The following is a 13,198-nucleotide window of genomic DNA, read 5'->3' as shown; positions in this document are numbered from 1 at the left end:
ATCCCTCTCTCCTTCTCAGAATTGTTCCAGGAACCGCACGTCGTTTTCAAAAATCAAGCGCATGTCGCTGATTTTGTACTGGCCGAGGGCCAGCCGTTCCAGTCCCATGCCGAAGGCAAAACCCGAATAAACCTCCGGGTCGATGCCGCAGTTTTGCAGAACCTTGGGATGGACCATTCCCGCCCCCAGCACCTCGATCCAGCCCTCGCCCTTGCAGGTGGGGCAGCCCACGCCGCCGCACTTGTGGCACTGAATGTCCATTTCGCAGCTCGGCTCCGTAAAGGGAAAATGGTGGGGACGGAAGCGGGTGACGGTGTTCTCGCCGTAAATCCTGCGGATGACGGCGTTCAGCGTGCCTTTCAAATCGCCCATGGTAACGCCCTTGTCCACCACAATGCCCTCAATCTGATGGAACATGGGGGAGTGGGTGGCGTCCACCTCGTCCTTGCGGTACACCCGACCGGGGGACAGCACCCGGATGGGCAGCTCCCGGGATTCCATGGCGCGAATCTGCATGTTGGAGGTCTGGGTGCGAAGCAGAACATTGGAATCCTCCGTGAGATAGAACGTGTCCGACCACTCCCGGGCGGGATGGTCGGCAGGGGTGTTCAGCTTGGTGAAGTTATAGTCCGCCAGCTCCACCTCCGGCCCGTCCAGAATTTCAAAGCCAAGGGCGATGAAGATGTCTTTGATTTCGTCCAGCACGCTGTACATGGGGTGCTTGTGGCCCATGCGCAGCTTTTTGCCGGGAATTGTCACGTCCAGAGCCTCGTTTTCAAGGCGGGCCTCCATGGCCTTGCGCTCCAAAAGACCTGCCTGATTCTCGATGGCAGTCTCCAGCTCGGCTCGCACCTCGTTGGCAAGCTGGCCCATCACCGGGCGCAGCTCGGCGGACAGGCTGCCCATCTGCTTCAGCAGAGCCGTCAGCTCGCCCTTTTTGCCCAGATATTTCACCCGCAGCGCTTCTAAGTCCGCAGCGGCCTGAGGACTGGACACGGCTTCCAGCGCGGCTTTACGGATGGCTTCCAGTTGATCCTTCATACTTGATGCTCCTTTACCCTTTCTATTGCAGAAATCACGTATTTCAGGGGCGGACGGCATAAAAAAACGCCCCTCGTCCCCAGATTGGGACGAAAGGCTCAGCTTCCGCGGTACCACCCAAATTCGCGCGGAGTTCCGCGCGCGCTTGTACCCCTGTAACGGTGGGCCTCCGACCATGTCTCCATGGCAACTCCCGGGCGAACCAAACGACGCGCCGCGGGCCGGCTTGCAGCCGGTGACCAGCCCTCTCTTGGCGGCGGGGAATCGTTATTTTCCCGTTCAACGCTGTTTTCAACTACCACTTATAGCATGAAACCCAAGGAAATGCAAGAGGAAAATCCCCCGCCCGGCGTATTTTGCGCCAAACGGGGGAGTTTATCAGTCGGAAAGGTTTTCCATCAAAATTTTGGATACCACGCCGTCCTTCATGTAAAAGGTAACGTGGCCGCCCAGCATTTCGCTGTCGCCGGGCCAAATCCATGCCCCGTCGCCATCCTCCGCGCGGATTTTGTCGGTATATTCCGCTCCCTGATAGGCGGACAGAATTCTGTCTTCCCCGTCGCCCACGGACACGCCCAACCATGTTTTCACAGACGGGGAGACGGTTTCCATGCGGCTGACAAAGCTTGTTTCGCCGTCGGTATCAGAATAGGAGTCATATTTCACATCTACGCCGCCGTAGGAAAATGCATAGACCTTTTCCCCGTTGTCGCCGGTTCCGACGGATGTGGGCTTTTCGGGGAACTCCTTGTAGAGCCACGGGTACGCGCCACTCTTTTTCCCCAGAGTGAGACATTGCTCCTCCGCCACCAGACAAAACGCTGCGTTCGCGTCATCCTGACCAAGCTGGTTTGCCTGCAGCCATGCGGTTTTCAGGGCATTCAGCAGGACAGTCTCCGCGCTGCTTTTGGGCTGATAGGCGTTCAGAAGCGCCTCAAGCCGCTCATCCTCCTGCGCCGGATGCCAGCCGTAAATGCTCCAAGCGGGATGGGCGATTACGGAATCCCGATATTCCCAAGGGCTGTCCGGGAATACGGACAGAGCTGCAAACCATTCGTCCGGATGGTTTAAAAGCCGGAGGGCAAAATGGTCGCTTGCCCCTTCGGAAAACGCCCCGTCGGCGTGGAGCAGCCAGCAGGCCAATTTGAGGGCCGGCCAGTCCGCCATGTTTTCCTGTTCCATCGTGGACAGATCTCCATAGGAGAAGCGGAACACCGTCTTCGCCGTCTCGTCCAGCGCGTCGGAGGGGCAGAAGGTGGAAAAGCGCCAGCCGTCTGGCGTTTTGATGTAATCCAAAGTCTTCTGTGAGTATCCTACGGTGGCAAGGGGAACCTCCCATTCATAGCTGTCGGCGTAAAACGTCACGGTCACGGCCCAGTGGTTCTCGTCTGTCTGCTCCGCGCGCGCGGCTTTGCCCTTAAGATAAATGCTGCTGCCTCTGGCTCCATCGGCGGAATAAAGCCGTCCGTCGATGTCCCGGTAGCCCGTGCCGCCACCCATCAGTTTGTCCGCCAGCTCTTGGGTGAAGCAACTGCGCACGCAAACGTCCAGATCGGCGTAGGTTTTCAGACTTTCATGCGCCACCGCACGGTAGGAAAGTCCCTCCTGCTTGGGGTCGTATGGATTGCCGTCCTCCGCCACCGGGTCGCCCGAGGTGGGGAGGGAGCACAGATCAAACCAGTCGTAAACCTCCGCCGCCTTTTCATAGGCCGCCAGTACGTCCGCCTCCGTCAGCTCGGACGGAGCGGCTTCCTCATGAATAGAGGATGCGGAGGAAGTTCCTCCGGCGGGTTTCCCGCAGGCGGACACGGCCAGGGCCAGCGCGGCCAATAAAATCAGCGTCAAGGCGCGTTTTCTCATCAAGAGAGCCTCCTGTCTTGTTCAATTGAGTAAGACACTTCCATTAAAAGACGCTGGAGGGGGCGGAAAAGTTGCAGGCATTTGAAAAAGAGGGGCTGAAATTTTTCGGTCAGCCCAAACCCCTTGCAATTCGGCGGGGGGACACTATAATTAAGATCAATGGAAATGCATCTCCCGCCGTGGAATTATAAAGATGGAGGGAGACAAGGATTGGGCGCTGAGCCCGGAGAGGAGAACCCCATGAAAACGCAGGAGCTTACCATGGAATTTGTCCGGGAGGCGCTGCCGCCCCGGAAAACCGACGGCCATAAGGGTGACTTTGGAAAGCTGCTCATCGTGGGCGGCGCGGTGGGGTACACCGGCGCGCCCTACCTCGCGGCACTGGGGGCGGAGCGCTGTGGCTGCGGGCTGGTATATCTGGGCGTGCCGGAGTGTATCTGGCAGGCGGAGGCGGGCAGGTGTGTCTCCTCCATGCCCTTTCCCGTGCCGGACAAAAACGGGATGCTTTGCGAAAAGGCCCTCAGGCCCCTGCGGAAAAAGCTGGAAGAGTGCGGCGTGCTGGCCCTCGGCCCCGGCCTTGGCCGCGCAACAGACACGCAGAAGCTGGTTCTGGGTCTGCTGGAAACGGAAAAGCCCGTGGTGCTGGACGCCGACGGCATAAACGTTCTTTCCGGGCATATGGATAGTCTGGATGCGCGGCGGGGCCGCGTTACGATTCTCACGCCCCACGACGGGGAGTTTGCCCGTTTAGGCGGGGACTTGACGGTGGATCGGGCCGAAGCCGCCCGGGACTTTGCCAAGGCCCACGGCTGCATTCTGGTGCGCAAGGGCCACCGCACGCTTATCGCAACGCCTGAGGGACCGGTGCTTCAAAATCCCACCGGAAATTCCGGCCTTGCCAAAGGCGGCAGCGGGGACGTACTCACCGGAATGATCGCCTCGCTTTTGGCGCAGGGGGCAACGCCTTTGCGGGCGGCAGCCTGCGGGGTCTATCTCCACGGGCTTGCCGGGGATCTCGCCGCCGGGTGGCTGACGGAATACGGCATGACGCCCCGGGACACGGCGGAGGCGATTCCCAACGCGTTTCAAACAGTTTTAACGGAACAACATTAAGGAGGGATATCCGGGTGCGCAAACCGACGGCTTGTGTACCGATGATAACGCTCTGCCTGCTGCTGTGTGCTTGCGGCGGGGGAGAAAAGCAGACGGCTCAGGCTGCGCGGGCGCCCTATCAGGAGATGGAAAGCGCCCAGATGACCGCGGAGGTCACTGCATTTTACGGCGACGAGGTGAGCGCCTTTACCCTGCGGTGTGACTACGCCCCGGAGACGTCCACCGTGGAGGTGCTGGCTCCGGAGACGGCGGCGGGGGTGAAGGCCCGCATGGACGGCGACGGGCTGACGCTGCTCTATGAGGACGATTGCCTCCCGGCAGGCCCCTTAAGCGGAGAGGAACTCAGCCCCGCGTCCTGCCTGCCCCGGCTGATGAGCGCCCTGCGGGATGGGTGGCTGCTGGAGGAAAATGAAGAGGACTGGGGCGAGGATGCCTGCCTGCGCCTTGCGCTGGAGCAGACCGGAGCGGAGGGGGGCAGGATTGTCTCTACCTTGTGGCTGCGGGAGGAGGACCATGTCCCTGTCCGGGGAGAAATCTCTGTGGATGAAAAAATAATTTTGCAGGCGGAGTTTACGGACTTTCAATTCGGTGCTATACTTGAGGATAACGGAGGGGCCGGAGAATAACTGCGGCAAAAGACCCCGACAAATGAAAATTTGAAGGTGAGCGTATGGAAAAGTTCCTGAAAAGGACCTGGGCGGAAATCGACCTGGATGCGCTGGCGCACAACTACCGAACCATTCGGGAGAGGATGGGGTCCAAGTCGAAGTATCTGGGCGTGGTGAAGGCGGACGCATACGGCCACGGGGCCGTGTGGGTGGCGAAGAAGCTGGAGCGCCTTGGCGCGGAATATCTGGGCGTGTCCAATCTGGAGGAGGCGCAGGAGCTGCGCCACAACGGACTTACGCTGCCCATCCTTCTGCTGGGATACACCCCCGCCGACATGACGGAGGCGCTCATCGACAGCCGCGTGACGCAGGACGTTCCCACCCTTGAAATGGCGCGGGCCTATTCCGCCGCGGCTGCCGCCTGCGGCAAAACTCTGACGGTCCATTTGAAGCTGGACACCGGAATGGGCCGGTTGGGCTTTCGGTGCGATGAGGCTTATTTTGAGAAGAGCCTTGAAGAAATTTTGGAGGCGCTGAAGCTGCCAAACCTCGTCTGGGAAGGGGTCTTTATGCACTTCTGTGTGTCTGACGAGCCGGACAAGGAGGAGGGCCGGGCCTTTACCCGGGCGCAGTATGGCCGTTTTTCGCATATGGTGAACGAGGTGGAGAGCCGCGCCGGGATGCAATTTTCCATCCACCACTGCTGCAACTCCGGCGGCGTGGCGTTTTACCCTGAGTATGCGTGGGATATGTGCCGCCCCGGCGTGATTCTCTTTGGGACGGAGCCGATGAGCCGCACGCTGGGCCTGAAGCCGGTGATGACGCTGAAAACCACCGTCGGCCCGGTGAAGGACTACGCGCCGGAAACCTCTGTCAGCTACGGCAGGACGTATTTCACCGAAGGGGAGCAGCGCATCGGCGTGCTGCCCATTGGGTATGCCGACGGGCTCCAGCGCTGCCTTTCCAACAGGTGGGAGATGCTGACGCCCAAGGGTCCCGCCAGAATCCGGGGCCGCGTGTGCATGGATATGTGCATGGTGGATCTGACGGATTTGCCGGATGTGCACACAGGCGACGAGGTGGAGGTCTTCGGCCCCAACAACCCCGTGGAAAAAATGGCGGAGGCCGCGGGCACCATTACTTATGAGCTGACATGCGACATTTCCAAGCGGGTGCCCCGCGTCTATCTCGAAAACGGAGAGATGAACGACCGTCATTTGCAGCTTTTGCTCTGAGCGGCCTTGCCGATTCAGGCGTCCGCGAAGTTCCGCTCCACCGCTCCAAAGCGCACCTCGGCCCGCCCGGGCGCATAGAATAAACCGGGGCCGGTCGAACCGGAAAAACGGCGTATAAATTTTCCGGCTGCGTGGGAGAATGATAGTGGCCCCGCTGAAAGAGTGTTTTCAGCGGCGGGTACTATTTTCGGCGGAGTGTGAACTTTGTGGATACAAGTGTTGTGAAACGCGGCGACATTTATTACGCCGACCTTAGCCCGGTGGTGGGAAGTGAGCAGGGAGGCGTTCGGCCTGTGCTGATTATTCAGAACGACACCGGCAACAGATACAGTCCCACCGTCATCGCAGCGGCGATTACCTCTCAGACGGGGAAAGCCCGTCTGCCCACCCACATAGACCTTCCTATGTCGGATAGCCGGGGCCTTTCCAAAGATTCCGTGGTTCTGCTGGAGCAGGTGCGGACGCTGGATAAGCGGCGGCTGAGAGAACACATGGGCCATGTGGATGAACAGGTGATGGAAAAGATTGACACCGCAATTGCGGTGAGCTTCGGCCTGCAGCATGACCAACTGGTCTAGGCGGGTATTTTAACTTCAAGCTGGCGGAATGCCGGAGAAAAGAATACATAATGGTATTCTTTTCCCTGGCGCCGCCTGTGACGGGAGGGCTTGATGAAACAAAAGAAAAACAGATGGTACCTGCGGGCCGGGGCGCTGATGTTGGCCTCCATGGCGGCAATGATTACATTTTCTGCGGCGGCGGAGGCGGGGTCCCAGGGGGATCCGCTGGTGACGCTGAGCTATCTAAACGAGACGTTTTTGCCAAAAATTCTTTCACAAGTGCAGGGAAAGGGAACAGGCAGCGCCGGGACAAGCTTTACCGTGGTGGATTTGTCCAAAGGGGGGAGTTTGAACCTCTCCGTGGGTGCGGAGGTGCTGCTCCGGGCGGGAACGGCTTCTTGCGGTGCGGCGTCCTCTCCGGGCCTTGTGGATGAAACCACCGCTGAGGTTCTTGAAAACGGCGGCGCGCTGGTGAAAAACCATTTATACATGGCAACCGTGGAAGGACGGACGGTAAAAGCCGGGTCCGACGGGGTGAAGCTGCTGGTGCGGGGGACGTACTCCGTAAGCTGACGGCAGAGGCGAACACATAAAAAACAAGCATACATAAAAGCCCGCCGCCCGCGCATAGGATAGCGCAGGCGGCGGTTTTTTTGTGCCCTTCGTGGGCCGGTCCCGCGCCGCCCGAAGGGAGAGGAAGCCGCCATGGACAAGTATCCGCTGTATCTGGACGGCAAAGCTGCCGGGGAGCTGAGCGTGACCGAAGCCGGAATGTACGCCGACTACCGCGCCGCGTGCCGCATTCCCGGCCCGGCGTTTTTGCGGGCATATCTTGTGGGGGAGCAGGGCGAAATGCTTTTGGGCGTTCTTGCGCCGGAGGGCGGGGCCTATTCCATCCGCCGCAGGCTGAGCCGCAGGGAGACGGCGGACCTTGGAAAGCTTCTGCGGTGCGATGCGCGGCGGGAGGGGGAGCGGGCATGGGAACGGGTTCCCGCGCCGGAGCGGCTGCTGAAATCCCAGTGGCTTTCCCATATGCTGCAAGGAGTTCCCGGCGTGCTGACTCAGCAGGGAGAGAAGCGGCTGCTGGTGGCAATCCCCTATGACCCGGCAAAGCCCTTTCCGCTGACTCCACTGTTCTGCTTTGCAAAAATCTGCCGGATCGAAGGGACGCTGCACGTCGTCTATGCCTTTGATTCGCAGGAGCGGCCGATCATGCCCTGAGCCGTTGATTCAAAGAATGCCCTGCAAAAATTTTTTATAAATAGTAATTGACGTATACCACAACGCTTTGCGTTGTGGTATACTGTACTTTAAAGAATCATTTGCGGCGCGGCCTGCCAGTTTTGCTTCCGGCCCCGGGCCAGAATGTACAGGCCCCGCCGGGAGGAAGGAGAACGCCCGATGAAATGCCCCTATTGCGGGTTCGCAGAGAGCAAGGTTGTGGATTCCCGCCCCACTGACGACGGAGCCAGCATCCGCCGCAGGAGGGAGTGCCTGTCGTGCAATAACCGGTTTACCACCTATGAGACGGTGGAAAGCCTGCCCATGGTGGCGGTGAAAAAGGACGGTAGCCGCCAGAGCTTTGACCGCAGCAAGGTTCTGGGCGGCATGATCCGCGCCTGCGAGAAGCGGCCCGTGCCGTTGGCAGAGCTGGAACGCATCGCCGACGAGGTGGAGCAGGAGCTGCAAAACGGACTGGACCGGGAAATCACCACGGAGCACATCGGCGAGCTGGTGATGGAAAAGCTTCGTAAGCTGGATCAGGTGGCCTATGTCCGCTTTGCGTCTGTCTATCGCCAGTTTAAGGACATTGATACCTTCATGTCGGAGCTGAACAAGCTTTTGGCAGAGCAATAAGCCTGGCACCGTGCCATGGATAACAGTCTGGAAGTCCCACGTTTTCGACTGGCTTTGTTAGTCCCAGCCGACCCGCCAAACCATGATATGCCCGCGGACGGCCGGACATTGATAGACCGCGGAAGCCCGACCGGCATGGATATGCGGCGTCTTGGATATGACTTGCGATCCATTTTTACACCAATTTAATTGCAACAAGCCTGAGGATACACGATTTTTACGTGTATTCTCAGGCCTTTTTATTGCTGATGGAATTGGTATCCTTTATCTATCAGCTCTTATCTATTTATGAAATTATATACAACCTGTGCTTATTATCCCGATAACACTTGCTTGGAGCGGGTTTGCGTTTAAGAAACACGTATTTAGCTCTGCTACGCGCTTGCTAAAAGAATATGCGATGGCAAAGTGATTGCCGCGTTTCGCACCCTTACAAATTGAAACTCAATGAAACGCAATGGAAACGTTTTGGTTCAAATACGTTTCATCTGAAATTGCGCCGACGATAATTTTTGCAATAAGGACAGGATGTGCCGGATAAAAACAGGGGATAAGAAAAATACAATATGCATAATTGCTAAAAATTTAACTAAAAATTTATATACTTCACAAATTAGACATATTTTTAAAATGTTGTACAGACGGAACAAATTGCTGGTACACCTTTTGCTACATAAAAACGAAACAGTGTTTACGCCAGGGCCGCTATGTCGGCCCGACGAAAACAGCGATTGATTTGACGGAGGTATTATTATGAACAATAGACCCATCCTCGGGGTCCTGCTCGGAAACTCTGCCGGAGTAGGCCCGGAGCTGGTTGCAAAGTTGGCTGTGCAGGACACATATAAAGCCTATTGCCGCCCTGTTATTATCGGTGATCTGCGAATGTTTGAACGTGGTTTGCAGGTTATCGGCGGTGACGTTCCTTACTACCCGATCAATGATTTGAGCGAATGTGACTGGGAGCGCGGCTACCCTGTTTTGGATTTAAAGAACCAAGACCCCTCGCTGGTTCCTTATGGCGAAGCCGTTCAATATTGCGGAAAAAGCGATCTCGATCAGATGGATACTGCAATTGAATTGTGTAAAGCCGGAAAAATTGAGGGCTTTGTGTTTGGCCCATTCCACAAGGGCGCTATGAAGATGGCCGGAATGCATGTGGAGAGTGAGCACACTTATCTGGCAGACAAATTCGGTGTGACAAATCCCTTTGGTGAGATCAATATGATGGACGATCTGATGACCGTTCGTGTTACCAGTCACATCCCGCTGAAAGAGGTCAGCGAAAATCTGACGGAAGAGACTCTGCGTGAAGCCATTACGTTGGGCGAGATCACCGGTGAGAGCTTTGGTATTCGGCCCCGCATAGCGGTTGCCGCGTTGAATCCTCACTGCGGTGAGTTTGGTTTGTGCGGTCGCGAAGAAGTGGATATACTGGCACCGACAGTGGAAAAGGTTGTTGCCGAAACCGGCTGGGATCTCACTGGTCCCTACTCTGCGGATACGCTGTTTATCCGTGCGCTGAATCACGTGGAATTCGATGTTGTGGTGACTCTGTTTCATGATCAGGGACAGATTGCGCTGAAACTCGTCGGATTTGAGCGTTGCATCACCGTTGCGGGCGGTCAGCCCTATCCCGTTGCCACCTGCGCACACGGCACTGCCTTTGACAAAGTGGGGACCGGAAGCGCCACCACCACCTCTTTTGAAAGAGCGGTTAAGGCGGCTTCTAAAATGGCGTTGGCCAAACGCACAAAATAATTGAAGGAGTAAGGAATTGTGGAAAAGAAAAAGTTTAACACGCAGACTTTGGTTCCAATTGTCACTGCTGCTTTTGCCGCTGTATTTATTTTTCTCGGCATTAAACAGTATGGATTTTGGAACAATCAGCCTATGCCCGGCTTTTTCCCGGTCATCATTGCAGTGATTTTGTTGGTATCGAGTATTGCCTCGATCATTCAAATAGCAAACAGCAAAGATCAGTCCTCCACGAGGTACAACAAAAATGAGCTGATGGTCATTCTTGGCGGAGCCGGTATTATCATTGGTACCTATGTGGTGGGTCTGATAGCCAGTTGCTTGATCTATCTGTTCATCTGGCTGAAGTTTGTTGAGCACGCCTCCTGGAAAACTGTGGCCATTATTGAAATTTTTCTGGCCGCGATTATTCTGGGCGTTTTTGTCTCATGGCTGCAGGTCCGCTTTCCGATGGGCTTGTTCCAGTATATTTTGTAAGGAGACCTGGTTATGGAGAATTTTACATCATTACTGTCGGGCTTCCACACACTGATGACTGTGGAAAATATCGGAGTGTGCATGCTGGGCGCCATTCTGGGCCTCATCGTGGGCGCCATGCCGGGTATCGGTTCGCTGGCTGGCGTTGCGCTGCTGCTGCCGCTAACCTATAAGTTTAATCCCACCACCGCCATTATCATGCTGGGCGCTCTGTATTATTCCAATATGTACGGCGGCGCTTTCAGTGCCATTCTATTGAACATCCCCGGAGATTCTCCTGCTATTACCACTGCGCTGGACGGCTATCCCATGGCCAAGAATGGCCGCCCCGGCGCCGCGTTGGTCACGGCCAACCTTTCCAGCTTCATCGGTGGCACCATCGGTATTTTGATTCTGACCTGCACCGCCTCCGGCCTTGCCAATTTGGGACTGAAGTTCGGCTATGCGGAGATGACGCTAGTGCTGCTCATTGCTATGACTTCCATCAGCTGGCTGATTGGCGAAAATCCCATGAAGGGCATCGTCATTACAATGTTCGGCATTCTGATTGCCAGTATGGGCATGGATACACTGTCTGGAGCACCCCGCTATAACTTTGGCAGCATGTATCTGCTGGGTGGCATTCCGTTTACCTCGTTTGTCATCGGCTGCGTGGGCTTTGCTCAGGTCATCAAGCTCATTAACGAGCGGGAAGCCGACGACGCCAAGCGCGGCAGCCAGGAGCGCTCGGTGAAGCTGTCCATTAAAGACAGTATGCTCACAAAGCATGACCTGAAGCGGCTGCTTCCTGTGGCGCTGCGGTCCGGTATCATGGGAACCTTCATCGGCGTTCTGCCCGGCTCCGGCGCCACCACCGGGTCCATGGTTGGCTATGCCATGCAAAAGAAGTTCAAAAGCGAGCAGCCCATGGGCACCGGCGCAATCGAGGGCATTGCCGCTTCTGAGGCTGCCAACAATGCGGCTGCCGCCGGTGCGTTCGCCCCGCTGCTGGCTCTGGGCATCCCCGGCTCTGGCACTGGCGCGGTGCTGCTGGGCGGACTAATGATGTGGGGTCTGAATCCCGGCCCGCTGCTGTTTGATACCAACCCCGAATTTTGCTGGGGTTTGATTTCCTCTTTGTATCTGGCGAATCTCTTCACTCTGCTGGTGGCAATTTTAGTCATCCCTTTCCTGATCAAAATTCTGAGCGTTCCCGTGAAATATATGATTCCCATTATCACCTGCGTGTGCATTGTGGGCGCATATTCCACCTCCAATTCCATGTTTGGCGTGATTGTCATGTTCATTTCCGGTATCGTTGGATATCTGCTGGAAAAGAACGGATTCCCCACCGCGCCCATGCTGCTGGCTTTCGTGTTGGCTCCCATGCTGGAGAAGAACATGCGTAAGGCGTTCATCGCGTCTCAGGGTGGGCTGAAAGTATTTGCGGATTCTCCCCTGAAGCTGGTGCTGCTTGCAGTTTTCCTGGTGCTGGTTTTGACTCCCATGTTGAAAAATATCCTGCGCAAGCTCAAAGCAAAGAAGTCTCAGGTTCACGCCTGATCTTCGATATTACCCTGTTACCCCAGAAAAATTAACATAAGGAGAAAATATCATGAAAAAGGTTTTTGCATCCGCTCTTGCATCCCTGATGCTGATGTCGCTGGCCGCCTGTGGCAGCTCTTCATCTGCATCTTCCGGTTCCGCTGGTTCCGGCAGCGCCCAGCCCGAGGGCTTTGTTCCCACAAAAAGCGTCACCTGGGTATGCACTTCTTCCGCTGGCGGCGGCTCCGACATCTTCACCAGAAAGATCGGGGAGATCATGACCAACGAAAATCTGGCCAACGGACAGACCATCATCGTCTCCAACGAGACGGACGGCTCGGGCGAGGTTGGCCGCAATAAGGTTGCGACCATGGCGAACGATGCAGATTACACCCTGCTGACCTTCAACTCCGGCGATCTGACCCCCATGGTTAAAAACACGAATAACCGTTCCAGCAACTTCCGCATCCTTGCCATCATGGCAGTAGACAAGCAGCTGCTGTTCTCCTGCCCTGCTTCCGACTCCAAGACTGACTATGCCAAAAACGGCGGGGACCAGTCGGATTTTGCCGCTGCCATTGAAGCTGCCAAGAATGGCACGTTTGTTGTCATCGGCGGTTCCAAGGGCGATGATATTGAGACCTATAACAAGCTGATCAAGGAAGTGGGCCTCACCGAACAGCAGATGGGTTACATCACTTATGACTCCACCTCTGACGCGATTACTGCGGCATTGGGCGGCAATGTGGACTTCGTGATCTCCAAGCCCGCAGCAGCTTCTCAGTATGTGGAATCCGGCGATCTGGATCCCGTTTTGGCTCTGGCTGAAGAGCGTTACGCCGGGAACCTGGCAGACGCTCCCACTCTGTCCGAAATCGGTGACTACGAGAACGTGGAAGTTCCCGTGTGGCGTGGTGTCGCAGCTCCTATTGCTATGAGCGACGCAGCTGTTGCTTATTGGTCCGACGCTCTGGGACAGGTGTCCAAGATCGAGGCCTGGCAGAACGAGTATTTGCAGACACATCAGCTGTTTGATCAGTATATGAACTCTGACGAGGCCACTCGGTATGTCACTGCTTACGAAACCGTTTATATGGCGGATAACGGCTTGAGCTAACTTACAATGCATAGTATGATTAAGCGGGGCTGCTTTTTGCAAGTCCGG

The 13,198-nt window shown here is 56.3% G+C and carries 13 protein-coding genes; 11 read left to right on the top strand and 2 right to left on the bottom strand.

Annotated elements, in window-relative coordinates:
- Positions 1-15 precede the first annotated feature (15 nt).
- Both pheS and RTK01_RS03070 read right to left on the bottom strand, forming a co-directional pair.
- Complete coding sequence (pheS, locus tag RTK01_RS03075) at positions 16-1,041, bottom strand: phenylalanine--tRNA ligase subunit alpha (RefSeq protein WP_312279571.1); 1,026 nt, start codon at positions 1,039-1,041, stop codon at positions 16-18.
- Between the two features lie 378 nt (positions 1,042-1,419).
- Positions 1,420-2,901 carry a hypothetical protein gene (locus RTK01_RS03070; RefSeq protein WP_312279570.1) on the bottom strand — a complete coding sequence of 494 codons (1,482 nt, stop codon included), beginning with the start codon at positions 2,899-2,901 and terminating at the stop codon, positions 1,420-1,422.
- Between the two features lie 210 nt (positions 2,902-3,111).
- On the opposite strand from RTK01_RS03070, the gene RTK01_RS03065 reads away from it, so the two are divergent.
- From RTK01_RS03065 to RTK01_RS03015, 11 genes are all read left to right on the top strand, one after another.
- Positions 3,112-4,014, top strand: coding sequence for an NAD(P)H-hydrate dehydratase (locus RTK01_RS03065; RefSeq protein WP_312279569.1), 903 nt, complete (start codon positions 3,112-3,114; stop codon positions 4,012-4,014).
- Positions 4,015-4,028: 14 nt separating this feature from the next.
- Positions 4,029-4,640 (top strand): hypothetical protein, encoded by a 612-nt coding sequence (locus RTK01_RS03060; protein ID WP_312279568.1) that lies wholly within the window; start codon positions 4,029-4,031, stop codon positions 4,638-4,640.
- Between the two features lie 44 nt (positions 4,641-4,684).
- Positions 4,685-5,857: an alanine racemase gene (alr, locus tag RTK01_RS03055; RefSeq protein WP_312279567.1), complete on the top strand. Its 1,173-nt coding sequence runs from the start codon at positions 4,685-4,687 to the stop codon at positions 5,855-5,857.
- Positions 5,858-6,063: 206 nt separating this feature from the next.
- Complete coding sequence (locus RTK01_RS03050; RefSeq protein ID WP_293008253.1) at positions 6,064-6,435, top strand: type II toxin-antitoxin system PemK/MazF family toxin; 372 nt, start codon at positions 6,064-6,066, stop codon at positions 6,433-6,435.
- 93 nt (positions 6,436-6,528) lie between these two features.
- Positions 6,529-6,990, top strand: a complete 462-nt coding sequence (locus RTK01_RS03045) for a hypothetical protein (RefSeq protein ID WP_312279566.1) — start codon at positions 6,529-6,531, stop codon at positions 6,988-6,990.
- A 132-nt stretch (positions 6,991-7,122) separates the two neighbouring features.
- Positions 7,123-7,638, top strand: coding sequence for a hypothetical protein (locus tag RTK01_RS03040; RefSeq protein ID WP_312279565.1), 516 nt, complete (start codon positions 7,123-7,125; stop codon positions 7,636-7,638).
- Positions 7,639-7,818: 180 nt separating this feature from the next.
- Complete coding sequence (gene nrdR / locus RTK01_RS03035) at positions 7,819-8,274, top strand: transcriptional regulator NrdR (protein WP_293008259.1); 456 nt, start codon at positions 7,819-7,821, stop codon at positions 8,272-8,274.
- Positions 8,275-9,027: 753 nt separating this feature from the next.
- The gene (locus RTK01_RS03030; protein WP_312279564.1) at positions 9,028-10,035 is read left to right on the top strand and encodes a 4-hydroxythreonine-4-phosphate dehydrogenase PdxA; all 1,008 of its coding nucleotides are present in this window, start codon (positions 9,028-9,030) and stop codon (positions 10,033-10,035) included.
- 18 nt (positions 10,036-10,053) lie between these two features.
- Positions 10,054-10,509 carry a tripartite tricarboxylate transporter TctB family protein gene (locus RTK01_RS03025; protein WP_312279563.1) on the top strand — a complete coding sequence of 152 codons (456 nt, stop codon included), beginning with the start codon at positions 10,054-10,056 and terminating at the stop codon, positions 10,507-10,509.
- A 12-nt stretch (positions 10,510-10,521) separates the two neighbouring features.
- Positions 10,522-12,051, top strand: a complete 1,530-nt coding sequence (locus tag RTK01_RS03020; protein WP_312279562.1) for a tripartite tricarboxylate transporter permease — start codon at positions 10,522-10,524, stop codon at positions 12,049-12,051.
- A 52-nt stretch (positions 12,052-12,103) separates the two neighbouring features.
- Positions 12,104-13,150, top strand: a complete 1,047-nt coding sequence (locus RTK01_RS03015) for a tripartite tricarboxylate transporter substrate-binding protein (RefSeq protein WP_312279561.1) — start codon at positions 12,104-12,106, stop codon at positions 13,148-13,150.
- Positions 13,151-13,198 lie beyond the last annotated feature (48 nt).

Source organism: Oscillibacter sp. (genome assembly GCF_031978065.1).
In the GTDB taxonomy this organism is placed as follows: domain Bacteria; phylum Bacillota; class Clostridia; order Oscillospirales; family Oscillospiraceae; genus Oscillibacter.
The sequence above is the reverse complement of the archived record's forward strand: the minus strand, read 5'-3'. Positions and strand labels throughout refer to the sequence as shown.